This window comes from Pseudomonas sp. 6D_7.1_Bac1, assembly GCF_025465945.1.
Classification (GTDB): Bacteria; Pseudomonadota; Gammaproteobacteria; order Pseudomonadales; family Pseudomonadaceae; genus Aquipseudomonas.
Genome location: NZ_JANLNW010000080.1, coordinates 153,734 through 176,968 on the forward strand (window position 1 = coordinate 153,734; position 23,235 = coordinate 176,968).

A 23,235-nucleotide genomic window follows, 5' to 3' on the forward strand; every position below is an offset into this window, starting at 1 on the left:
GCGCTCAATGTGCGGCGTCGAGTGCCAGGTTCAGTTCCAGTACGTTGACCCGAGGCTCGCCGAGGAACCCGAGCAGCATGCCTTCAGCGTGTTCGTTGATCAGTTCGCGAACCTTCTCGATGGGCAGGTTGCGCACTCGCGAAATCCGGCCTGCCTGATACAGCGCGGCAGCAATGCTGATATGCGGATCAAGACCACTGGCGGAGCTGTAGACCAGGTCGGCGGGCACCGTGGTGGTGTTGCCCGGATCAGCGGCGCGCAACGCGTCGATGCGGCCCTTGATCGCCTCCGCCAACGCCGGGTTCAGCGGGCCCAGGTTCGAGCCGCCCGAGGCCAGCGGGTTGTAGGCCATGGGGCTGGTGGCGGAAGGGCGGCTCCAGAAGTATTTCGGATCGCTGAAGCCTTGGCCGATCAACAGAGAACCCACGGTTTTGCCGTCTCTTTCAACCAGACTGCCAGCGGCCTGATGAGGAAAAACCAGCCTGGCGATCCCGGTGGTGATCAGCGGATAGGCCAGCCCGGTAATCAGTGACAGCGCAATCAGCAGGGTCAAGGCCGGACGCAGCAGAGATATCATGACAATGCTCCCTCAAGTCAGACCGACAAGGGTTAACGCCATGTCGATCAATTTTATGCCTATAAATGGAACGATCACCCCACCCAGCCCATAGATCAACAGGTTGCGGCGCAGCAGCAGGGCTGCACCGACCGGGCGGTACTTCACGCCTTTGAGGGCCAGGGGAATCAGGAAAATGATAATCAGCGCATTGAAAATCACCGCCGACAGCACCGCTGAGTTCGGGCTCGTGAGGCCCATGACGTTGAGTGCCGCGAGCTGAGGGTAGGTGGTGACGAAGGCCGCCGGGACGATCGCGAAATACTTGGCGATGTCGTTGGCAATCGAGAACGTGGTCAGGGAACCTCGGGTCATCAGCATCTGTTTGCCGGTTTCCACCACCTCGATCAGTTTCGTCGGGTTGCTGTCCAGGTCCACCATATTGCCGGCTTCCTTGGCGGCCTGAGTCCCGGAGTTCATCGCCACGGCGACGTCCGCCTGAGCCAGTGCCGGGGCGTCGTTGGTGCCGTCGCCGGTCATGGCCACCAACCGGCCTTCAGCCTGATAGTTGCGGATCAGCTGCAACTTTTGTTCGGGCGTCGCTTCGGCCAGAAAGTCATCGACACCGGCCTCGGCGGCGATGGCGGCGGCGGTGACCCGATTGTCGCCCGTCACCATGACGGTCTTGATCCCCATGCGGCGCAACTCGACGAAACGCTCCTTGATGCCGCCTTTTACGATGTCCTTGAGCTCGATGACGCCCAACACCTTGGCCCCGTCGGCAACCACCAGCGGCGTGCTGCCCCGACGCGCCACTTCTTCGACGACGGTTTGTACCGCTTCGGGGAATTGCCCGCCCAGACTCTGGACATGCCGCACGATCGCTTCGCCGGCCCCCTTGCGCAGTTGCCGGTCATCCAGGTTGACACCGCTCATGCGGGTCTGCGCTGAAAAGTGCACGAAGTGCGCATGCAGCGCCGCGATATCGCGTTCTCGCAGGTTGAACCGTTGTTTGGCCAAGACCACGATACTGCGCCCTTCAGGCGTTTCGTCGGCCAGGGACGCGAGCTGCGCGACATCCGCCAGTTCCGCCTCCTTGATGCCCGGCGCCGGCAAGAACGCCGAGGCGTGACGGTTGCCCAGGGTGATGGTCCCGGTCTTGTCGAGCAGCAGAACATCCACGTCACCGGCAGCCTCTACGGCACGGCCGGAGGTGGCGATCACGTTGGCCTCCATCATCCGGCTCATGCCCGCCACACCGACGGCCGACAGCAGACCGGCAATGGTCGTCGGTATCAGACACACCAGCAGTGAAATGAGCACGGTGATCGAGACCGGCGAACCGGATTTGGCCACCGCGACCCCGAACAGGGAGAAGGGCAGGAGCGTCACCGTGACCCCCAGAAACACGATGGTCAGAGCGACCAGCAGGATCGACAGGGCGATTTCATTCGGGGTCTTTTGCCGTTTGGCGTTCTCGACCATCGCGATCATCCGGTCGACGAAGGTTTCGCCAGGGTTGGTGGTCACGCGGACGACGATCCAGTCCGACAGTACCCGCGTACCGCCGGTCACCGCCGAGAAGTCGCCGCCACTCTCGCGAATCACCGGGGCCGATTCGCCGGTAATGGCGGACTCATCCACTGAGGCGGCACCTTCGATCACTTCGCCGTCGGCGGGGATCACCGAGTCCGCCAGATCACCGGCTTCAACCACCATCACATCGCCTTTGCACAAGTCGCTCGACTGAGCCAACTGCCACTCGGCGCCGTAGTGAGGCTCGCGCAGTTTCTTGGCCCAGGTTTGCTTTTTGAGGTCTCGCAGGGAGGCCGCCTGGGCCTTGCTGCGACCTTCAGCCAGTGCTTCGGCAAAGTTGGCGAAGAGCACGGTGAACCACAGCCACAAGGCAATGGCGAGGATGAACCCGGTGCTGGCCTCACCCTTGCCGCTGAGGGCCTGGACCCACAGCGCGGTGGTGATGATTGCGCCGATGTAGACGACGAACATCACCGGGTTGCGCCACTGGATCCTGGGGCTGAGTTTGCGTACCGACTCGACCATGGCCGGGCTTATCAGTTTCGGGTCGAACAAGGAGAACGTTTTACGTGTCATGTGCCTGATCTCACTTGGTCATGATGAGGTGTTCGACGACGGGCCCCAACGCGAGCGCCGGTACGTAGTTCAGCAAACCGACCAGCAACACCGTGCCGATCAACAGCACGATGAACAGCATTCCGTGGGTGGGCATCGTGCCGCCGGTGACCGCCAGGCGTTTCTTGGCGGCCAGGCTGCCGGCGACCGCAAGCACCGGTACGATGACGCCGAACCGGCCAAACCAGCTGGCGATGGCCAGCATCGTGTTGTAGAACGGCGTGTTGGCCGATAACCCGGCGAATGCGCTGCCGTTGTTGTTGGCCGCCGAGGTGAAGGCGTAGAGGATTTCCGAAAAACCATGGGCGCCGGGGTTGGCGATCCCCAACTTGCCGGCCTCGGCCATGACCGCGATGGCGGTCCCGAACAGCACCAGCAACGGCGTCACCAGAATCGCGATGGCGACCATCTTCATCTCATAGGCTTCGATTTTCTTGCCCAGGTATTCGGGGGTACGGCCGATCATCAGGCCGGCGATAAACACCGCGAGGATCGCGAATACCAGCATGCCGTACAGTCCGGAGCCGGTGCCGCCGAACACCACTTCACCCAGTTGCATCAGCACCAGCGGCACCGCGCCGCCCAGTGGGGTGAACGAGTCGTGCATCGCGTTGACCGCACCGCATGAAGCCGCGGTCGTCACGGCCGCGAACAGGCTTGATCCGCTGATGCCGAAGCGCAATTCCTTGCCTTCCATGTTGCCCGCCGCCGTATCGATCCCCATCGCGGAAAACTGCGGATTACCGAGTTGCTCGTAATGGGTGACGGCCACCACCGCGATCACGAAGATGATCGTCATCGTCGCCAGCAGCGCCCAGCCTTGGCGTATATCGCCAACGACGTGGCCGAAGACGAAACACAGCGCGGTCGGGATCAGGAAGATCGCGATCAACTGAAAGAAATTGGTGACGGCGGTGGGGTTCTCGTAGGGGTGTGCCGAGTTGGCGTTGAAGAAACCGCCACCATTGGTGCCCAGCATCTTGATCGCCTCTTGCGAGGCGACCGGCCCCATTGCGATGGTCTGTTTGTCAGTGCTGCTGGCCACGGTCACCGGATTGCCCTGGGCATCAAGGGTCGGCTGGCCGGCGGCATTGAGCACCGGGGCCTGGTACTGCATGACCTCCATCGTCGTGACGTCCTTGTAAGGGTCAAGATTCTGGATCGCGCCCTGGCTGACGAAGAACAGCGCGAATATCAACGACAGTGGCAACAACACCCACAGCGTGATGCGGGTGAGGTCGGTCCAGGCATTGCCGATGCTATCCGCGCTGTGGCGCGCGAACCCGCGGATCAGGGCAATCGCCACCACAATGCCGGTGGCGGCGGACAAAAAGTTCTGCACCGTCAGCGCAAGCATCTGGGTCAGGTAACTCATCGTCGACTCGCCGCTGTAGCCTTGCCAGTCAGTGTTGGTGACAAAACTGGCGGCGGTATTGAACGATGAGTCAGGCGTAACCGCAGCGAACCCCTGCGGGTTGAAGGGCAGAACGCCTTGTAGCCGTTGTAATGCGTAGACAGCCAGTAGCCCCAATGCATTGAACAGAATCAGGGCGAGGGCGTACTGAAGCCAGCCCATCTGCGTATCAGGCTTGACGCCGGCCAGGCGGTACAGAGGCGACTCGATGCGCGAACCAAAGGCAAATCGGCCCTCCATCACGGTGGTCAACCAGCGCCCAAGGGGCCAGGCCAGAATACCCAACGCCAGCAGGAAGGCCCCGAGCAGGACCCAGGCTTGAATAGTCATAGGAAGTCCTCCGGAAACAGCAGGGCAGCGATCAGGTAAACCAGCAGGCCGGCCGCTATCAGGCCGCCGAACAGATAGAAGCCCGTCATGACCGTCTCCTGTTAAGCGCCGCACAGCCCTGCGCCAAACCGACCAGGATGATGAAAAACAGTGCACCGAGTAGCAAAAAATAGAAGTCCATGGCGTTCCCTCCAGCGATGAGGCAAGCCTAGTTGCATGATCAGTAAATTGTTAAAAGGATTGGGGGGCGGGAAATAAAGATCGTGTAAAGACCCCACTCAAATTCATTGCACTGATCCGTATTTTTCTTCGCTACCTGCCTCTGTATCGAAACCAGCCCCCGTCCGACAATGCTCCCCACCCGGGGGGCCAAGTGGAGCCTGACGGGAGAGTTTCTATGTGACTCGATTTTTAGGAGGCCTGATGGCTAAGCTCGCAATTTTCTTGGGTGGTTTTTTAGCGTTAACGATCATGATTGGAATACTGGCCACCATCTCTCCCACATAAGGGGAAGAATATGAATGGGCTAGTTTTTCCTGGGTTATTTCCGTTTTTCGGAATCAGAAGTGATCAAGACTCACATTAACGCCGGCACGCTTTGCGAGTTCAGTGATTTGCTGCACCTTTTCAGAGTCGACTATGACCCCTTCATAACTGTCGCCACCAGCGTCGAAGTGGAGGTATCGCTTACCGAATGGCACCAGCCATTTATCAAGGCTGTTGAGGATCTCGGGCATCGATAATGTGCTGTCTCGCTCTCCAGCCTAGTGGTCCGCAACAACTAATGCCAATGGCGCTTGCCTGGCCATTCGATATCAGAGAAGCTCCGCCCCAGCCCCTCTCTCGGGGCGGGTTAGCCGTATGATCGAATGGTTTAGGGAAGCGTTGAATGACACTCAGGGTGATGGTGATCGGTGGCTACGGAAACTTTGGCAGCATCGTTTGCCGGCATTTAGTTGTGATGCCAGGCGTATCTCTGGTGATTTCGGGGCGTGACCCACACAAGTTGTTGCGCAAAGTCGATGAGTTGAAAGCCCAATCGGGCACACCCTATGAAAGCTGGTGCGGCGATGCCATGGGCACTGCGTTCAAGTCTGCCTTGAGCGCGATGGGCATCCAGCTGGTCATCCATACTGGTGGCCCGTTTCAGGGGCAGTCCTATGCCGTTGCGCAGGGTTGCATCGACGCGGGTGTGAACTACTGCGACCTGTCTGACTGCCGTACCTTCGTCACCGGTATAGACGCGCTCGACGCACGAGCCAAGCGTGCGGGAGTGGCTATCCTCAGCGGTTGCAGTTCGGTACCGACGCTATCGGCAGCAATAATCGACCAGCACCGACATCGCTTTAACCGTATCGACTCGATCGAACACGGTATTTCATCTTCAGCCAAGATGCCGGGACTGTCGACCGTCGAAGGCGTACTCGCCTACGCAGGTAAACCGATCACGCAACTCAAGGATGGACAGGTGCACACAGTGTTGGGCTGGCAGGGCCTGACGCTTCGCAAGCTGCAACAACTGGGCACCCGGGTCCTGGCTAATGTCGACGTGCCGGACATGGATATCTTCGCCCACCGTTATGGCGCCCAGACCCTGAGCTTCAAGGCGGGATCGGGCCTGAAGCTCGGCGGTGTGGCCAACTACCTGCTTGCTCAGGCGCTGAGAGTGGGGCTGGTACGGGACCCTGCGCCATGGGCTGCAAGGTTGCATCGCTGGGGGCGGCGGTTCGAACGATTCGGCGATGGCAAAAGCGCAATGTACATCGACGTCCAGGGCATCGATGTTGAAGGAAAGCCGCTGTCCATGAACGTGCAACTGACGGCCATGAATGACAAGGGCCCGGAAATTCCTAGCTGCGCAGCTGTCGCGCTGGCTGCAAAAATCGCCCAGGGGTACTTGCCCGAGCCCGGTGCCCGAGCCTGCGTGGGCGTGATCACCGTCGATGAATACATGGCCGCGATTAACGATCCGGCGAATTTGCATTTGTCCGTACACTTCTCTGACGAGCAGAGCTGACCATGCTCTATCTGTGCCTGAAGTACATCCACGTCATCGCCGCCATTTTCCTGTTCGGATTCGGCATGGGGTCTTACCTCTACCTGATCGCCGCCAGCCGCACGGCCAACCCTCAAGTGATCGCGCACGTGACCAGAATGGTTGTGCGGTTCGACACCTGGATTACCACACCGGCAGGCTTCATTCAGATCGCGACGGGCTACCTGCTGGTGAGGCTTGCCGGACTTTCACTGACCACGGAATGGGTTCTGACGTCGCTGATCATCTTCCTGTGCGTGGGTTCGCTTTGGCTTCCGGTGCTGGTGCTTCAGAAGCGGCTGCACGTGATGGCCTTGAGCGCGGTTGAGGCGGGGGTGGGGCTCGATGATGAGTACAAGTCCGTTTACAGGAAATGGTTCTGGATGGGGATTGCGGGTTTTTTGGGGATGTTTGTGATTGTGATGATTATGGTGACGAAGATGACGCCGAGGTACTGGGTTGAAGTGTTGGGGTAGGAGGGCTGCTTGAGCGTTCCTTCAGTTAGGCGAATGGCTCATGAAAGGTCCAGGACCGTATCAACACAGGTCCTACATCAACCTGAGAATCCCTCACCTTGCCCCCTGATTGGATGAAGCTTATAGTCCGCCCCGTCGCCCAAATGGCGATTCAGGTTTGGCGACCTGATCACAGAGAATGCGAGGGCTATCCGCTTTATTGCAGGGGCCAACGCACCCGCAAAGCCGCTTTCCATGGCGGCTGTGCGCGGGAGACCTTTGGGTCTGCCGGTGTTCTCTGTGCCGGTTCGCCAACCTGCGCACAGCTGCCACCCAATCGTTTGGCGACGACTGTGTGACGGCCTTGAGCCAATCAAACAGAGATCTTCAAAATGAATAGATACATGCCCCTCACCGGAATCGACCTGATCCCGGCCTCCCTGCTGATCGACACCCAAGTCCCACTCGACGTGCTGCAAGCCACCGCCGACTACCGCATCCGCACGGTCACTCAGGTGCTGGAAAATATCGCTTTTCGTGCCGACATCGAGAGCGACACAGTGGTACTGGCCGACTTCGCCAAGCTGCTGGCCATTCCGTTGCGCGATGGGTGTGACGTGATGGATGTGATCGGCAGACGCTTGCGGGCGCAGGCGTCGAAGTGAATGAAAACGGGCGCTCTAAAGGCGTAATGCGAGTCCGTTAAGCGTTTAAAAGATCGCAGCCTGCACCCGCCGAAAGTCTCCGGTTTACTAAGCCCTGAAGGCGCTCGTTTTGTTTGTCGGAGGATGCGAGCGACGCTTGCACAAAAAGGGATTTATTTTAGTAAAAACAGACTAGGAGATTTCATCTGGCTAACGCTCTTGGCAAAGGTATTTCATCACCAACGGCGACAACCGACCCAGGCTGTGTGAAAACGCATGCACCGTTTTGAAGTCTGCGTTGCTACGTAAAGTCTGCCAGCGTTTGGTTAGCCAGTAGACCACCTGCAATTTACGTAGGAACGCGACTTTCGTTCCGATTCTGACTGTCAAACTTGCTCTAAAACGTTTTCATACAGCCTGGACCCATAGTGGACACTCGCGCTACCGGGCTAAAGCGGCCACCGAGACGGGTGTGGCCGGATTCCTCCGCAGCCAGGCGATTACTTTCCAGGAGCCCCATTCTTTCGAAGATCGCCTTCCAGGCACAGCACAGCACAGGGCATTGCCTTGCCTGCAGCCAGATCCAGTGCTTAGCGAGATTCCTGCCGTTTTTTGGCGGCTGAGTGTAGAAAGCGAATAGTTGGGTGAGCGTACAATGTTACCTGTGGCGGCTTGCGCCCACCACCCATAACAACGCAAGGATGCTGTGCATGACGAAAAGTGTATTAGGACTGTTCGATGACGAAGACGAGCTTCGTGACCATTTGGCTCAAAACCTGACGATCATTGAATCGGGGCTTCGCCTGATCAGGACGAATTTCGTCGTAGATAATCCCCTCGGTGTCGGCGGCGCCTTCGATATCCTCGGCAGGGATCAGTTCGGCAATTTCGTGATCATAGAGGTCAAGCGCAGTGACCAGGCTGCGAGGCAGGCCCTACATGAGCTCAGCAAGTACATCGCGCTATTCATGGAAGACCAGAAGGTAGACAGCCACAAAATCCGGTGCTTCGTTGTGTCCACGCACTGGCATGAACTCGATGTCCCGCTGTCACTCTTCAAGGATTCCTGTCCTGTGGAGGTCAAGGGGTTCGAGGTCACTGCGGTTGGGAAGACCGTAATCACTAAGGAGAGACCCCTGCCAAAGGTAAGCCTGGAGTCGCGCTTATCTCCAGACATGCGATTCAGTTTCTTCGATTCCGCCGAGCGCCAGCAGGACTTTTGTGATGATCTGCAGAAGGCCTTACGCGGCGTCCCGCACGTACGCGCGGCGTTGATCGTAATGGAACCGATCGCTGACCGTGAGCGCATGTGCTTGCTATGCGCGTGGCGAGTACCAGACATAGCGCTGGCCGACGTGAAAGCACTGATCTTCAACCCCGACTTTCAGGAGGAGCATTATTTGTTTCTAGGATGGGAACTTGAGACGGATCTTTGTGATTGGCTGGAGGACCAGAGCGACAAGGCCAGTTTTGTCTTCGCCTCAGACTCGCGGGCAACGCCAGAAAAGGTCGAGAACTACAAGTCGCATCACCGGTATACCCAGCTCGTTAAGCTCGGAGACTGGCCACGCAATGACTTGGTGAACGATCTGGATGAAGTCATGCGCTGCTTAGTGGCTAAGGACGTCTCCGCGAAATCGAGCCGGGCGAACCAGCATCACTTCGCAAAGACCTCCAGTAAATCCACCGGCAAGGCGTGGGATTATGCATCCGGTGCATTTGAGGAGTTTATCGGGCACAACGAGTTCTGGCTGTCGATGTATAAGCAGCTGGAGTAGGAGATTCCGGTGGACGCGATCGTTCAGTTCGGTGGCTTTCACATGCGCCATTTCTACTATGCAGTGCATCAAGCAGTGGAATATCCGGAAGCGGAATTGTCTACGTTTGGCGTAACCATCACCTGTGGTGATGATCTGCATGTCAATGTTGTCGGTGGCTGGCTCTGGGACGGAGTGACCCGGCCCGGTAATGCACGCGCAAACATCGAACAGACGTATGGTTGCGTGGCATCCTTGTGGGTCCTTCTCCACAGCGCGGTAGATCAGCGCCGGTACGATTCCGTAAACAGCGAACACGGCTTTTTCCCCTACGTTGCCGTCGAGGACAGGAAAGCGGGCTCGTTCAAACTATACGGTCCGGCCGAGGCGCCTACCCATGCCAGCCTGGCGCAGGGACTAAAAGCGTTCGTAACGGCTAATCCTGACTACTGCCATGAGGTCTCGCAGTGTTTGGAGCCAATCCCACGTAATTTTGCGAGCTTCGATTGAAGCTAGGTGCCACATCGACTTCTGAGCCCATGGTATCCGTTCAACTGGCTGCTGGCAGAATCGGTCATTCGCCCACTGTTTCAGGTAGAGCTTCGGTACATAGCGGTTGTCTTTACGCAGCTGCTGCATTGCCAGATTTCGCCAATATGAAGAGTTAGGTCCAACGCAATCATATCTGCTATACGCAGACGAGCTGGCACCTACCTTGGAGCTAATGTATATCTGCTATCGGCCAGAGGCTGCCGTTTGAGGAGGGGCGGCATTCGGCCAACCCCGGTCTTAGCGTTGAATGAATCGCCCTAATTCGTCTATAGCTTGGCAAGGAGCCTTCATATCGTGCGGTAATGGACGCCCAACCGGAGAACAGGCTTCTAAACAAAGCAAAGCGCATTATTCAAAACTTTCTTCCTGCTCCCGATCACGTTTCCGTTCCTTCTCAATCCAAAGATCAAGATCAGGAAGCAACTCATCAATCCAGCGGCGTACTTCCGCATGTGGGGTATCTCGAAACATGAGCATCTTCGACCGGCGTCGAACCAAAATATCGGCTAGTGGCCCCATCCAGCTCCGAGGCTGCAAACGCGTCCAGTAGCTTCCGAGAAAGGCGTGTTTGTCCGGCGCATACACGAGCAGCTCCAAGAGAGTCGGGTTCAAGTCATCGCTTTCTTCGCCATGCTTACGCGCAAACATCGGGATGGCTTGACCAAGCAGTGGGTATCGTAATGTGGCATCCATGTCTGCCCACTGACGAAGAACCACCGAATCGATATCTTCAACTGGAGTATCAAAACTGAAATGTACTTCGAAGAACGCTGCGGTTCCGGGCGTAACCCCGTGGAGCAGAAACACGTCCAATGCGATGAAGGTCTGAGTCTTGAACAACCCTTTGAGCACATAACTCACATCATGGGGAGAAAGATGAAACGACTCAATGGCGTCGCAAAGGTGTATACAAATATCACGCGCAGTCTCTTCACCCTCACTGCCTGAGCAGCAAATGCAAACTACCGTTTGCATACCGAAATCGCGTAGCTGCCCTTTTTGGCTGAAATCGGCGCGGCGTAAAAGATCCCGACCGGCCTCAATCAGTGACTGGTTCCATAGCTGACCATTCTCTCGGTCTCGATAGAAATGCATATGTAGAATGTCGAGTGCGATCTCCACGCCGTCTGACAATTTGGCGATATCGAAAAGGAGTGCGCTGAGTTCTTCGGAAGGCGAGTCTACGACAACACCATTAGCGATACTGTAGAAGTCCGCAGCTAGGAGTACGTCCTTGCCAATTGCGCGTTGTAACCGTTCGATACCATCTTTATCAATTCCGACGCGTGCTTGGAGATAAGGCAGGCTTGACCCAAGATCGCGATCATCAATAGCTGCCTCCAGTACCGACGATGTGAACGTGATGTCCCGTCGGTGCGCTTGGTAGATGAAACCTCCGAGCACTGTTGCATTGCGCTTTTTTGGGTCGATTAACGCAAACTCAGCGACTAGTTCGTGCCACATGGCAAGTAGATCAACCGCCCCTTCGGCAAGGCCGAGACCGCATTCAAAGGCGCGTTGCTGATTCGGTCCAGGTAGGAGTTCAACGATAAATTGCTTACGCGTCTCGGAGTCTTGGGCCAACAAGCGTCCTACCTCCTGAGCCATCTGTGAAGCCTTATGCCACGGCCGCATCACGTCGTCATCGGGGTCGCCATCGACGATGTCCCATCCGCTGTTCGAGCCGTTCAGCACCACAGCACGTGCCTGATGCAGAAGATCGGACGGTTTCAACCGCTGGATGATTGTTTCGAGCTTTGCTCTGACGTCAGCAGGCATCGCCTTACCTTCGAAACGAAGCGCAGCGCGAAAGCCAAGCCAACCTTCAATCCAAGGTTTTTTCTTCGCGAAAGCGGCGGCGGCGCATTCGAGCGCTTCATGACAGGCATCTATGGCCCAAAGCTCGCGAACTCTGCGCGCGAGGATTTTAGGGGCTTCATCAATGCCCTGTGAAAGATCTACAACGAGCGCAATGGCGGCGTTATACCAGTCCCCAACATCCCTGTTGACCTTCGGACACCATCCCCAGTCACGCGGACGGGCACCGAAGTCGAAGTTGCTCGATGAAGTGAAATGACCTGTGCTCAGCAGTGCATCGAGAGTGATTGATGCACAGCGGCGTTGCTCCGGGTCAATTGACGTCGCCAATCGCCGGACGACGTCACATCGCTGGGCCGGCAGGGCCTGTGTTCCGGATAAGTACAAATGAAAAAGTTCGGCAAACGCATCTCGCGCAGAATTACTCTTGTTGCCTTCGGGCTCGATGCCTACAAAGCGTGCAAGCAACATCGCTGCGCGCTCGAACATTTGTGGATCGTAACCAAGTTTCTTGATAAGACGGATCCACTGCCAGCGGTCTGAAGAATTGGGCGCCAGTATCAGTTCACCATTGGAACTATTCAGTTCGCGTTCAATTCTCGCGAGCACCGCTTCAGGAGCGACCGGCGCTATATTGGTGATGATCTGGAGCCCGTCCTTGCCCAACGAGAAAAGATCTCCTAGCGGGCCGTCTACGCGGAGCCATCGGGCGACTGTTGCCTGGGGCTCGGCGCTGTCGTGAAGAAAACCTAGCCGCCGTGAGAGCGACTTCTGCATCCGCGGTGTCAGAGAAGCGCAAAAACGATCGAATTCCTCCGGGGGTATTCTTTCCAGTGCGGATGTAGCCAAGGAGTTGGCAATCGCATGGGGTAATATCGCGCGCCACCGGCCGCGCGACTGGGCGATACCGCGACGACCCAGCCTAATAAGCGCCGCATACATAGCATGTGCGCTGATAGAACGGATGTTTCCGATGTTTGCCAGTTCGCCGTTGCTCGAACTGTCTTCACCATCCACCGAATAGAGGAGAGAGAGATCCTCGGCCACAAGGAGTAGGCCTTGATCGGGTTCGTTGCGTTGCTGGAAGATTCGCTCAAATAGGTCGCGACTCTTAAGCTTGCCTAGGGTTTCGCCTTTACCCAGTGTGTCGGCGATCGCCCGCGCAACGCGAAAATTGCCATCGCTGAAGTCTGCTATCGTGCTCCGGTCGACCTGCGAGACATTGGGGAAGGAGTGTTTAAGCCATTGTGAAACCAGTTCGGTTGACGCTGATTGCAGGCGGAAAACTTCGGTCCGTTCGGGTTCATCATCGCCGACGTCATACTCAATAGTCAGCAGACTGACATTGCTCGTGCTATCAGAACAGATGCGGGCTAGCTCGCTGTGAGTGGCTGGATTGCAATTGTCTACCACGAGAACGGCGCGATGACCTCGCATGATGAGTTGACGCGCCATATCCCGAGCCGTTGGATCGGTCTCTACCGAATAATCAGTGTAAACCGCGAGGCTAGGGTCCAGTGGCTCCGACCCAACTTGACTCTCGAAAAGGGCCTGCACCAATCGCGTCTTGCCGAGCCCCGACAAACCGACTAATCGAATGCATTGTCCTGGAGTGCGTAAGGTCTCGCGAAGCTTTGCGATCCCTTCGCCGATAGTCAGTTGTAGTCCTTCTCGCGATCTCTCATCCGTTAGACATGCCTTATCGTCGAAAAGATATGTGCTGGGCTCGTCCACCGTCGTCCCGACCCAATTGCCGATGCTGCTCCACCCTGCTAGGCGCAGACCGACCCGTAAACGAACCCATGCCACGATGCCCGGATATTCGTTGACCCAGGTGGCCAACCGGTCCCGATCGTAGAAGTCAGTGTGAAGCTTTTGGGCATCGACAAGATCGTGGAGCTGTTCGCGGATCGCCTTACGTCGATCCGCCAGCGGCTTGTCGGCGACTGACCCTTGGGCGCTCACAATGATGTATGAGCCGGATGCCGCCGCAAGTTCGCCGATTACAGGTCGCAATGTGCCTTCGGGGCGCATCTCGTCGCGAATCGCACTGGCTGGCATACCTGAAAACCAGTGAGCGCCCGTGGTACGAAGTCGGGCTTTGCAATTGCACTAGGGCACTCAACGCGAACATCGAGTCCACCGTCTGCAGCGTCTTGGTTACCACCAGCGGTCACGGACGAGAGTGGGCAGCCTCGTGAGCGTAATTCTGACAACGCCAAACGCGCTACGAGAGTGCGTAGATCGCTGTCGCTCAAGTTCGCGATGTCGGTCCCTGTTATTTCGAACATAGCTAACTACGACGTCCTGGTTAAATCTCATTAAGGCGATCATAACTGAGGATAGGAGCATTTAGTTTGTAACAAAGGTGAGCGCCAGCGGTGTAACAACTCACGCAAGCTAATGCCGCTCCACAGCCCAGTCTAGCTCAAGTGCTAATGACCACTTCTGGTCGTTTTCTGCCTGTTGCGACCGGTTGAATCCACAACCCAACGTAGACAGTGACATAAACACACGGATTGCCCCGGTGACGCCTGTCGTTGGGGGGGAGCAGGGGCGATAGCCCCATTGTGGAGATTTGGCGACTCGGGAATGCGGAAACTGTCCTACAGTTTGTGGGTTGTCGGCCATCCGACACGACGTTCCCCTTCCTTAAAACAAGAGAATCGACTTATGAAATTCGAGCCCCTTGCCAAATCGCTGATAGCGACTGCACTCGCTCTTGGTTACGCCTGCGCACAAGCCGCTTCGCAAGCCCCGGTCGCCGCCGAGAATGGCATGGTGGTCACCGCCCAACACCTGGCCACTCACGTTGGCGTCGATGTCCTCAAGGACGGCGGCAACGCAGTCGATGCAGCGGTCGCGGTCGGTTATGCGCTGGCGGTGGTCTACCCCGCGGCGGGTAACATCGGTGGTGGTGGTTTCATGACTATCCAGCTGGCCGATGGCCGCAAGACCTTCCTCGACTTTCGCGAGAAGGCGCCCCTGGCGGCCACCGCGAATATGTACCTCGACAAGGCAGGCAATGTCGTCCCGGACCTGAGCTCCAAGGGGCATCTGGCCGTCGGCGTACCGGGAACTGTGTCGGGAATGGAGCTGGCGCTGAAGAAATACGGCACGATGAAGCGTGCCGATGTCATCGCACCGGCCATCAAGTACGCCGAGGACGGCTTCGTGCTTGAGCAGGGTGACGTCGACCTGCTCGATACCGCAACCGACCAATTCAAGAAAGACATGCACGACTCGGGCGCGATCTTCCTGAGCAAAGGCGAGCCGCTTCAGGTTGGCCAGAAGCTGGTGCAAAAGGACCTGGCCAAGACGCTGCGGGAAATTTCCGGTAAAGGTGCTGACGGCTTCTACAAGGGCTGGGTTGCCCAGGCCATCGTCGACTCAAGCAAGGCCGGCAAGGGCCTCATCACTCAAGCCGACCTCGACAAGTATCAGACCCGCGAGCTTGCGCCGATCGAGTGCGACTACCGTGGCTACCACGTCGTCTCTGCACCGCCACCGAGCTCGGGTGGGGTGATTATTTGCGAGATCATGAACATCCTCGAAGGCTACCCGATGCCAAGCCTGGGCTTTCACTCGGCTCAGGGGCTGCAGTATCAGATTGAGGCCATGCGCCACGCTTATGTCGACCGCAACAGTTATCTGGGCGATCCCGACTTCGTCAAGAATCCGGTAGCGCATCTGCTGGACAAAGCTTATGCGGCGAAGCTGCGTGCCGCCATCGACCCGCAAAAAGCCGGCATTTCCCGCGATATCAAACCTGGGGTAGCGCCACACGAAGGCAACAACACCACGCACTACTCGATCGTCGACAAGTGGGGGAATGCGGTCTCGGTGACCTACACCCTCAACGATTGGTTTGGTGCAGGGGTCATGGCCAGCAAGACCGGCATCATGCTCAACGACGAAATGGACGACTTCACCTCCAAGATAGGTGTGCCCAATATGTACGGTCTGGTGCAGGGTGAAGCTAACGCTATCGCTCCAGGCAAAGCACCGCTGTCGTCGATGAGCCCGACGATCGTCACCAAAGACGGCAAAACCGTGATGGTCGTTGGCACGCCGGGAGGCAGTCGCATTATCACGGCGACCCTGCTGACCATCCTCAATGTGATCGACTACGGAATGAATATTCAGGAAGCGGTCGATGCGCCACGATTCCATCAACAGTGGCTGCCTGAAGAGACCAATCTCGAAGCATTCGCCGTCAGCCCGGACACCCGGAAAATCCTCGAAAGCTGGGGGCAAAAATTCACCGTCCCGCAGGACGCCAACCATCTGGCGGCCATTTTGGTCGGCGCGCCTGCACTCGGCGCAAAACCGGTCGGCAAGAACCGTTTCTACGGCGCGAACGATCCGCGGCGTAACACCGGCCTTTCACTGGGCTATTGAGTGATGCGCAGCCCTGTTTCAGGGCTGCACTTTCATGCGTCTTCGTCGATTTCTTCGGGACCTGAGGTAGAATGTCGCGCAATGGATGCTCGCCGTCAGGCGTGCCTGGCCGATAAGGTCAGGTGTCGAAGGATTCGCGAAGAGGTTGACGGGCGTATTCAGTGAGCAGATTCCATCTGTTCATGCTCAGTATTTGATTTAAAAACAGAATTAGTGTCACCCAAGTAGCTGAAGCCAATGACTAACAAGAAGTCAGCGCGGGAGGGGCCTAAACGTGAGGCCGATAGTGTCTATCGGTCTTATATGTCCACCCATCAGTCTTTCTGAGTGCAGGGGGTGACGGTATGCGGTATTGCATGCCGTGAGCCGGGGCACTTCATGATCAAGAGTGGTGGGGGGATGGCGTTCTATCCTAGGTATTACTGAATGTTTAAAAAAGTGAACACGGGGCTACTCGGCCTGGCCATGTCGATGGTCCTCATGCCTTTGCACGCAGCTGAGACAAAGAAAGTCGATGTGCTCCTCATCGGTGGGGGCATCATGAGTTCGACCTTGGGCGTTTGGCTCAATGAGCTCGAACCTGGAATGTCGATGGAAATGGTTGAGCGTCTCGATGGCGTCGCCCAGGAAAGCTCGAACGGCTGGAACAACGCCGGGACCGGTCACTCTGCTCTGGCTGAGCTGAACTACACGCCAGAAGACAAGAACGGCAAGGTCGAGATTCCCAAGGCCATTGAAATCAACGAGGCCTTCCAGGTCTCGCGCCAATTCTGGGCCTGGCAGGTCAAGAATGGTGTCTTGAAGAATCCCCATTCGTTCATCAACTCCACTCCGCACATGAGTTTTGTGTGGGGCGATGACAACATTCAGTTCTTGAAGAAACGCTACGAAGCACTTCAGGCGAGCCCGTTGTTCGCTGGCATGCAGTACTCGGAAGACCCGGCGCAGATCAAGAAATGGGTTCCGCTGATGATGGAAGGGCGTGACCCGAATCAAAAGATCGCGGCGACCTGGTCCCCAATCGGTACGGATGTGAACTTCGGTGAAATCACCCGTCAGTTCGCCGGTTACCTGCAAACCAAGCCGAACTTCTCGCTGAAGCTTTCGAGTGAAGTGGAAGACATCAAGCGCAATGAAGATGGCAGCTGGCGCGTTTCCTACAAGAACCTGAAAGACGGCTCGGAAACCCAGACCGACGCCAAATTCGTGTTCATTGGTGCGGGCGGTGGTGCACTGCACCTGCTGCAGAAGTCGGGCATTCCTGAAGCCCAAGAGTACGCAGGCTTCCCGGTTGGCGGCTCTTTCCTAGTGACTGATAACCCGGCGATCGCTGAACAGCATATGGCGAAGGCCTATGGCAAGGCCTCGGTCGGCGCACCGCCGATGTCGGTTCCACACCTGGATACCCGCATGCTGGATGGCAAGCGCGTGATCCTGTTTGGCCCGTTCGCGACGTTCTCCACGAAGTTCCTGAAAGAAGGTTCCTACTTCGATCTGCTGACGAGCACGACCACGCACAACGTCTGGCCTATGACCAAGGTGGGCATCGAGCAGTACCCACTGGTTGAATACCTGGCTGGCCAGTTGATGCTGTCGGATGAAGACCGCATGAACGCCCTGAAGGAATACTTCCCGAATGCCAAGAAGGAAGACTGGCGTCTGTGGCAAGCCGGTCAGCGCGTTCAGATCATCAAGCGCGATGAAGAGAAGGGCGGTGTCCTGAAACTGGGCACCGAGATCGTCAGCTCCCAGGACGGCAGCATTGCCGGTTTGCTGGGTGCATCGCCAGGCGCGTCCACCGCGGCTCCGATCATGCTGAGCGTGCTTGAGAAGATCTTCAAGGACAAGGTTGCAACCCCGGCCTGGCAGGAAAAGCTGCACCAGATCGTTCCGAGTTACGGCACCAAGCTCAACGACAGTCCTGAGCGCGTTTCCCAGGAATGGGCCTACACCAGTGAGGTTCTGCAACTTGCCCCGCCGCCTGTGATCAACCCGGCAGTGGCGCCGCAAACAGCTGCTCCAGCTCCAGCGAAACCACAGCACGAAAGCACTCCAGCGTCTGACATGGCGCTGTAAAACGAAGCCCCGCCAAACACTGTTTGGCGGGGCTTTTACGTTGGGGTCATTCAAAACCGGTCTTTGGTCAAATTCGCTCCAGCGCCTGGGCCAGGTCGGCGCGCAGGTCTTCGACATCCTCGACACCCACTGACAAACGCACCAGTGCATCGCCGATGCCGAGCTGTGCGCGGGTTTCTGCCGGGATGCTGGCGTGGGTCATGATCGCCGGGTGCTCAATCAGGCTTTCCACCCCGCCCAGGCTCTCGGCCAGGGCGAAGATCCGCACGCTCTCGAGGAAGCGCTTGGTGCCGGCCAGGTCGCTGTTCAGGTCGAGGGAAATCATCCCGCCGAAACCGCGCATCTGCCGCCGCGCCAGTTCGTGCTGCGGGTGCGATGGCAGGCCCGGATAATAGACGCGCGCCACCTGCGGCTGACGTTCCAGCCATTGCGCCAGTTTCAGCGCGTTGCTGCAATGGCGTTCCATGCGCAGCGCCAGGGTCTTCACTCCGCGCAGGGTGAGGAACGCGTCGAACGGCCCGGCGATAGCACCCACCGCGTTCTGCAGGAATCCCAGGCGCTCGCCCAGTTCTGTGTTCTGCCCAACCACCGCGATGCCGCCGATCACGTCGGAGTGACCATTCAGGTACTTGGTCGTCGAGTGCAGCACGATGTCGAAACCCAGCTCCAACGGGCGCTGTATCCACGGGCTGGCAAAGGTGTTGTCGGCCACACAGATGATGCCTCGCTCGCGACAGATGCGCGCGATGGCGGCGAGGTCGGTGAGGCGCAGCAAGGGATTGCTCGGCGTCTCGACCATGACCATTCGCGTGTCGTCCTGCAGCGCCGCTTCGAATGCCGCCAGGTCAGTCAGATCGACGAAGCTGAAGCGATGCCCGGCGCTGCGCCGGCGCACCTTGTCGAACAGTCGGAAAGTACCGCCGTACAGGTCGTTGCCGGAAACGATGTGCGCGCCAGTGTCGAGCAGTTCGAGCACGGTGGAGATCGCCGCCAGCCCGGAGGCGAAGGCGAAGGCCCGGGTACCGCCTTCGAGGTCCGCCACGCAACGCTCCAGCGCCCAGCGCGTTGGGTTGTGCGAGCGCCCGTAGTCGAGGCCCTTGTGTACACCGGGGCTCTGCTGCAAGTAGGTGGAGTTGGCGTAAATCGGCGGCATCAGCGCCCCGGTGGAAGGGTCCGGCGCCTGTCCGGCATGGATCACACGGGTGGCGAAGGCGCGGGGCGCGGCGGTTTCATCGTGTTGACTCATGTGAGGGATCTCCGTAAGTGATTGAGCAGGTCGACTCGGGTAATCAGGCCGTGGAAGCCCGAGGCGTCTTTGATGATCGCCACCAGCCCACGGTCGAGCTCTGCCTGCAGTTCAGCCAGACTGGCGCCGGGAGGCAGGGTTTCCAGCTTGTCGGTCATCGCGCTGGCCACGGTCATACGAAAGTGCGAAGCGTCTTCGTGCACGCCAAGCAGAATATCGGACTCGTCGATCACGCCGATCAGCCGCTGTCCGTCCAGCAGCACCGGCAGTTGCGACACATCCGCCAGGCGCATGCGCTGCAAGGCGGTGAGCAGCGTGTCGTCCGGGCCCACGCTGATCACCCGGCCATCCTCGAAGCGCCGCGCGATCAGGTCGCGCAGATCGCCGTAGCGCTTGCGCGCAAGCAAGCCCTGATCGGTCATCCACTGGTCGTTGTAGACCTTCGACAGGTAGCGGGTGCCGGTGTCGCAGACGAAGCTGACCACCCGCTTCGGCTCGGTTTGCTCACGGCAGTAGCGCAGTGCCGCCGCCAGCAATGTGCCGGTCGAAGAGCCGCCGAGAATGCCTTCGGCGCGCAGCAGTTGGCGGGCATGATCGAAGCTTTCCTCGTCGCTGATCGAATAGGCCTGGCGCACGCTGGAAAGGTCGGCAATAGACGGAATGAAGTCTTCGCCGATGCCCTCGACCGCCCAGGAACCGGGTGTGCCGAGGGTGCCGCTGCGGCTGTATTCGGCGACCACCGAGCCGATCGGATCGGCCAGCACCATGGCCAGGTCCGGCTGCACGCGGCGAAAGAAACGGGTGAGCCCGGTCAGCGTGCCGGCCGAACCGACGCCGACGACGATGGCATCCAGATCATGCTGGGTCTGCGCCCAGATCTCCGGTGCGGTGCTGCACTCGTGGGCCAGCGGGTTGGCCGGGTTGTTGAACTGATCGGCGAAGAAGGCGTCGGGAATCTCCTGCGCCAGTCGGGCGGCAACGTCCTGGTAGTACTCGGGATGGCCCTTGCCGACATCGGAGCGGGTGATGTGCACCTCGGCGCCCATCGCCTTGAGGTGCAGGACCTTCTCGGTGGACATTTTGTCCGGCACCACCAGCACCACCCGGTAACCCTTGGCACGGCCGACCAGGGCCAGCCCGAGGCCGGTGTTGCCGGCAGTGGCCTCGACGATGGTGCCGCCGGGTCGCAGGCGGCCATCGCGCTCGGCGGCGTCGATCATCGCCAGGCCAATGCGATCCTTGATCGAACCGCCGGGGTTCTGCGATTCGAGCTTGAGGAACAGCGTGCACGGGCCGGTATCGAAGCGGCTGACGCGCACCAGTGGCGTATTGCCGATCAGTTCGAGCACGGCAGGGCGGGAGTCGTTCGGCATGTTGTCACCTCGCTGCGGGAATTTGCGCTGGATGGACAGCAATCTGCGGTCGGTCAAGCGCCAGTCGCAGGTAATGCCTCGCTTGGACCATAGGCCGGGATTGCGCAACCCGCAACCTAGGGTCTGTTGACGTTTGGTGGCGACCGCGACGGCGGCCCATTTGGCGCAGGGCAAGGCGCGAGGAACGTAGTCTGGTTGTTCCAAATAAGTTCCGAGCAACGCCGCCCTGCGCCAAATGGGCTCCGTCCCTTCGGGTTGCGCGCCAACGTGCGCGAGGCTGCGTTGCGGGATTTGCCAAGGGAACAACCATTAGCGGCATCCCGCGCCTTGCCTCGCGCACGTTGGCATCGCAACGCGGTTCGTCACCAAACGTCAACAGACCCTAGCGCAGCCAACCGGTAGCGACGCCGCCTGAACAGCATTGCAGTCTGGGGTCTGTTGTTTCTGGCATTTGTAACGGCCAAAAAAGAGCCTCAAAGCTCTTTGATGGGGAGGAAGTAGAGCCCATGAGGCTCAAGATGCGCATGAAACAAGTGGTGAGCTTGGTAGGGGTTCAGATCACTCACCACTTACGCAGCTGCCGGAGCATTTAAACAGCTGCGTAGAACTATCGTAGGAACGTGGGGGCGTGGGCTCAAGTACCGTTAGTCTAGTGTTGTGGGGGCTTGTGTCCTGTCTTTCACCGGGCTAGTTCAAGTGACGTCCGGCGCCTGGAGAAACCGCTTGGGGATGGCGTCCGCAAACGGGTAGAGGGAAAAGTAAGGCCGGGCTTCATCAATGACTCGCTGGACGGACGGTCTGCGCGTCAACCGGTCGAAATAGGCACTCAAATGCTTGAATTCCTTCGGGAACGGCAAGAGTGTGCTGGCATAGAAAAGCGCCGGGGCGGCGGCGCAATCGGCCAGGCTGAAGTCTTGACCGGCCACCCAGATTCGCGACGCCATCCGATGGTCGAGCATGGCGTAGGCGGTCTCCAGTGTGGATCGTTGTTTGCTCAAATCAGCGTTGGCGCTAAGCAGGCGATCACTGACAATCTGTTGCATCGGCTCCTGCACATAATTGTCGAAAAAGCGGTCCCATAGACGCACCTCCAGCGCGGCCTCCCAATCGTTCGGAATCAACAGTTGCTCACCCGGATAGTAGCGGTCCAGGTACTCGATGATGATCGTGGCCTCTGGCAGAGCGCGCTGGCGCAGGTGGTCACTGATGACCGGGAATTTACCGATTGGCCATAGGGCTTGAAGCTCCGCCCGGTCTGCATCATCGGCAAGATCGATGATCCGCTTTTCGAATTCGATAGCGTTTTCGTAGAGTGCGATCAGCACTTTGTGGCAGTACGACGCCAGCGGATGGTAGTAAAGAGTCAGTGGCATCTTTCAACTCCTCAGTGGTGTTGCACTCATCATAGTCGCTGGCGTGACGGCTCGAAGGGTGGAGCCTGATGCCACTCTCTACCCCTCTCGGGTTACCCCATCGACGTCATTACGTTGCTGTCATGTGGCACCCCATACTTCGTGCCAGCCTTGCGTGTGGGCTGTTGAGTCTGGCGGCACAGCGTCCGCTTTTACCTCGAAGGAAAACCCATGAAGATTGAACTGGTACAGCTGGCCGGTCGCGATGGCGACACGGCGTATAACCTCAAGCGAACCATAGAAGCCATTGAAACGTGCACGCCCGATACAGATTTACTGGTGTTCCCCGAGACTCAGCTGATGGGATTTGCCAGCGCCGAGCAATTGAACGGTGTGGCTGAGCCCGTTGATGGGCCCACTGTGCAGGCGGTGCTGCGTGCAGTGCGCGAGCGTGATGTCGCGGTAGTGGTGGGTCTGGCCGAGCGAGACGGTGATCGTTTCTTTAACACGTCGCTGCTGCTGACACCGCAAGGCGTGGCATTGAGTTATCGCAAGACGCACTTGTGGCCATCGGAGCGCGACCTGTTCCAGCCTGGGGATCGCTTTGCCACGGCACTGTGGAAGGGGGTTCGGGTGGGGCTGTTGATCTGCTACGACATCGAACTGCCGGAAACGGCGCGGGCCTTGGGGCAACTGGGGGCAGAGCTGATTCTGGTCACCAACGGCAACATGGACCCCTACGGTCCCGTGCATCGCACTGCGATCATGGCCCGGGCCCAGGAAAACCAGGCCTTTGCCGTGATGGTCAATCGTTGCGGTGGCGGTGATGAAGGTTTGATGTTTGCCGGTGCCAGCGCTGTGGTCGACCCGATGGGGCGTCTGTTGTTCGAAGCCGGGCGCGAAGAATGCAGACAGGTGGTCGAGCTGGATTTCCAGCTGCTGAAAACCGCTCGGCACGATTATGACTACCTCAAGGATCGTCGCTTACGACTCGTTGGCGAGCAGATTGCACATGCCGATGGTCGTCGTGAGCTGCTGATTCCCTGACCGCTGCATTGCTGGAACCTTCAGCCGA

General features: G+C 58.3%; 17 protein-coding genes. 8 read left to right on the forward strand and 9 right to left on the reverse strand.

All coding sequences use genetic code 11. The annotated features are described in order from the left end of the window. Positions 1-4: 4 nt before the first annotated feature. The 5 genes from kdpC to NTD87_RS25380 form a co-directional block, all read right to left on the reverse strand. A complete protein-coding gene (kdpC, locus tag NTD87_RS25360) occupies positions 5-577 on the reverse strand; it encodes a potassium-transporting ATPase subunit KdpC (protein WP_262116925.1) in 573 nt (190 codons plus the stop codon). A gap of 12 nt (positions 578-589) precedes the next feature. Further along, entirely contained in the window at positions 590-2,668 is a 2,079-nt protein-coding gene (gene kdpB, locus NTD87_RS25365) for a potassium-transporting ATPase subunit KdpB (protein WP_262116926.1), read from the reverse strand. A gap of 10 nt (positions 2,669-2,678) precedes the next feature. Then, on the reverse strand, positions 2,679-4,451 hold the full coding sequence (kdpA, locus tag NTD87_RS25370; protein ID WP_262116927.1) for a potassium-transporting ATPase subunit KdpA: 1,773 nt from the start codon (positions 4,449-4,451) through the stop codon (positions 2,679-2,681). Then, positions 4,448-4,540, reverse strand: coding sequence for a K(+)-transporting ATPase subunit F (gene kdpF / locus NTD87_RS25375; protein ID WP_262116928.1), 93 nt, complete (start codon positions 4,538-4,540; stop codon positions 4,448-4,450). Before kdpF ends, kdpA begins: the two co-directional genes overlap by 4 nt. 471 nt (positions 4,541-5,011) lie before the next feature. Then, a complete protein-coding gene (locus tag NTD87_RS25380) occupies positions 5,012-5,188 on the reverse strand; it encodes a hypothetical protein (protein WP_262116929.1) in 177 nt (58 codons plus the stop codon). Positions 5,189-5,340: 152 nt separating this feature from the next. Here NTD87_RS25380 and NTD87_RS25385 point away from each other — a divergent pair, with 152 nt between their 5' ends. The 5 genes from NTD87_RS25385 to NTD87_RS25405 all read left to right on the forward strand — a co-directional run bounded on the left by NTD87_RS25385 (position 5,341) and on the right by NTD87_RS25405 (position 9,852). Beyond that, positions 5,341-6,468, forward strand: coding sequence for a saccharopine dehydrogenase NADP-binding domain-containing protein (locus tag NTD87_RS25385; protein ID WP_262116930.1), 1,128 nt, complete (start codon positions 5,341-5,343; stop codon positions 6,466-6,468). A gap of 2 nt (positions 6,469-6,470) precedes the next feature. Continuing rightward, a complete protein-coding gene (locus NTD87_RS25390) occupies positions 6,471-6,962 on the forward strand; it encodes a DUF2269 family protein (RefSeq protein ID WP_262116931.1) in 492 nt (163 codons plus the stop codon). Between the two features lie 371 nt (positions 6,963-7,333). Beyond that, positions 7,334-7,606 (forward strand): hypothetical protein, encoded by a 273-nt coding sequence (locus NTD87_RS25395; protein WP_262116932.1) that lies wholly within the window; start codon positions 7,334-7,336, stop codon positions 7,604-7,606. A gap of 689 nt (positions 7,607-8,295) precedes the next feature. Beyond that, on the forward strand, positions 8,296-9,363 hold the full coding sequence (locus NTD87_RS25400; RefSeq protein ID WP_262116933.1) for an endonuclease NucS domain-containing protein: 1,068 nt from the start codon (positions 8,296-8,298) through the stop codon (positions 9,361-9,363). Positions 9,364-9,372: 9 nt separating this feature from the next. Continuing rightward, positions 9,373-9,852: a hypothetical protein gene (locus tag NTD87_RS25405; protein WP_262116934.1), complete on the forward strand. Its 480-nt coding sequence runs from the start codon at positions 9,373-9,375 to the stop codon at positions 9,850-9,852. 390 nt (positions 9,853-10,242) lie between these two features. Here NTD87_RS25405 and NTD87_RS25410 read toward each other — a convergent pair whose 3' ends face one another. Then, the gene (locus NTD87_RS25410) at positions 10,243-13,773 is read right to left on the reverse strand and encodes a hypothetical protein (RefSeq protein ID WP_262116935.1); all 3,531 of its coding nucleotides are present in this window, start codon (positions 13,771-13,773) and stop codon (positions 10,243-10,245) included. A 612-nt stretch (positions 13,774-14,385) separates the two neighbouring features. On the opposite strand from NTD87_RS25410, the gene ggt reads away from it, so the two are divergent. Both ggt and mqo read left to right on the forward strand, forming a co-directional pair. Continuing rightward, entirely contained in the window at positions 14,386-16,113 is a 1,728-nt protein-coding gene (ggt, locus tag NTD87_RS25415) for a gamma-glutamyltransferase (protein WP_262116936.1), read from the forward strand. A 426-nt stretch (positions 16,114-16,539) separates the two neighbouring features. Continuing rightward, positions 16,540-18,189 carry a malate dehydrogenase (quinone) gene (mqo, locus tag NTD87_RS25420; protein ID WP_262116937.1) on the forward strand — a complete coding sequence of 550 codons (1,650 nt, stop codon included), beginning with the start codon at positions 16,540-16,542 and terminating at the stop codon, positions 18,187-18,189. Positions 18,190-18,256: 67 nt separating this feature from the next. Here the strand turns inward: mqo and NTD87_RS25425 are convergent, their stop codons facing one another. From NTD87_RS25425 to NTD87_RS25435, 3 genes are all read right to left on the reverse strand, one after another. Continuing rightward, positions 18,257-19,435: a cystathionine gamma-synthase gene (locus tag NTD87_RS25425; protein ID WP_262116938.1), complete on the reverse strand. Its 1,179-nt coding sequence runs from the start codon at positions 19,433-19,435 to the stop codon at positions 18,257-18,259. Continuing rightward, a complete protein-coding gene (locus NTD87_RS25430; RefSeq protein ID WP_262117032.1) occupies positions 19,432-20,808 on the reverse strand; it encodes a cystathionine beta-synthase in 1,377 nt (458 codons plus the stop codon). The genes NTD87_RS25425 and NTD87_RS25430 overlap by 4 nt, the downstream gene beginning before the upstream one ends. A gap of 692 nt (positions 20,809-21,500) precedes the next feature. After that, the gene (locus tag NTD87_RS25435) at positions 21,501-22,181 is read right to left on the reverse strand and encodes a glutathione S-transferase family protein (protein WP_262116939.1); all 681 of its coding nucleotides are present in this window, start codon (positions 22,179-22,181) and stop codon (positions 21,501-21,503) included. A gap of 210 nt (positions 22,182-22,391) precedes the next feature. Between NTD87_RS25435 and NTD87_RS25440 the strand changes: the two genes are divergently transcribed. Beyond that, on the forward strand, positions 22,392-23,207 hold the full coding sequence (locus tag NTD87_RS25440; protein ID WP_262116940.1) for a carbon-nitrogen hydrolase family protein: 816 nt from the start codon (positions 22,392-22,394) through the stop codon (positions 23,205-23,207). The last annotated feature ends 28 nt before the right edge of the window (positions 23,208-23,235 follow it).

Bases quoted from the DNA above. Each gene is read 5' to 3' on its own strand.
- kdpC (WP_262116925.1), bottom strand. From the start codon at position 577: ATGATATCTCTGCTGCGTCCGGCCTTGACCCTGCTGATTGCGCTGTCA.
- kdpB (WP_262116926.1), bottom strand. From the start codon at position 2,668: ATGACACGTAAAACGTTCTCCTTGTTCGACCCGAAACTGATAAGCCCG.
- kdpA (WP_262116927.1), bottom strand. From the start codon at position 4,451: ATGACTATTCAAGCCTGGGTCCTGCTCGGGGCCTTCCTGCTGGCGTTG.
- kdpF (WP_262116928.1), bottom strand. From the start codon at position 4,540: ATGACGGGCTTCTATCTGTTCGGCGGCCTGATAGCGGCCGGCCTGCTG.
- NTD87_RS25380 (WP_262116929.1), bottom strand. From the start codon at position 5,188: ATGCCCGAGATCCTCAACAGCCTTGATAAATGGCTGGTGCCATTCGGT.
- NTD87_RS25385 (WP_262116930.1), top strand. From the start codon at position 5,341: ATGACACTCAGGGTGATGGTGATCGGTGGCTACGGAAACTTTGGCAGC.
- NTD87_RS25390 (WP_262116931.1), top strand. From the start codon at position 6,471: ATGCTCTATCTGTGCCTGAAGTACATCCACGTCATCGCCGCCATTTTC.
- NTD87_RS25395 (WP_262116932.1), top strand. From the start codon at position 7,334: ATGAATAGATACATGCCCCTCACCGGAATCGACCTGATCCCGGCCTCC.
- NTD87_RS25400 (WP_262116933.1), top strand. From the start codon at position 8,296: ATGACGAAAAGTGTATTAGGACTGTTCGATGACGAAGACGAGCTTCGT.
- NTD87_RS25410 (WP_262116935.1), bottom strand. From the start codon at position 13,773: ATGCCAGCCAGTGCGATTCGCGACGAGATGCGCCCCGAAGGCACATTG.
- ggt (WP_262116936.1), top strand. From the start codon at position 14,386: ATGAAATTCGAGCCCCTTGCCAAATCGCTGATAGCGACTGCACTCGCT.
- mqo (WP_262116937.1), top strand. From the start codon at position 16,540: ATGTTTAAAAAAGTGAACACGGGGCTACTCGGCCTGGCCATGTCGATG.
- NTD87_RS25425 (WP_262116938.1), bottom strand. From the start codon at position 19,435: ATGAGTCAACACGATGAAACCGCCGCGCCCCGCGCCTTCGCCACCCGT.
- NTD87_RS25430 (WP_262117032.1), bottom strand. From the start codon at position 20,808: ATGCCGAACGACTCCCGCCCTGCCGTGCTCGAACTGATCGGCAATACG.
- NTD87_RS25435 (WP_262116939.1), bottom strand. From the start codon at position 22,181: ATGCCACTGACTCTTTACTACCATCCGCTGGCGTCGTACTGCCACAAA.
- NTD87_RS25440 (WP_262116940.1), top strand. From the start codon at position 22,392: ATGAAGATTGAACTGGTACAGCTGGCCGGTCGCGATGGCGACACGGCG.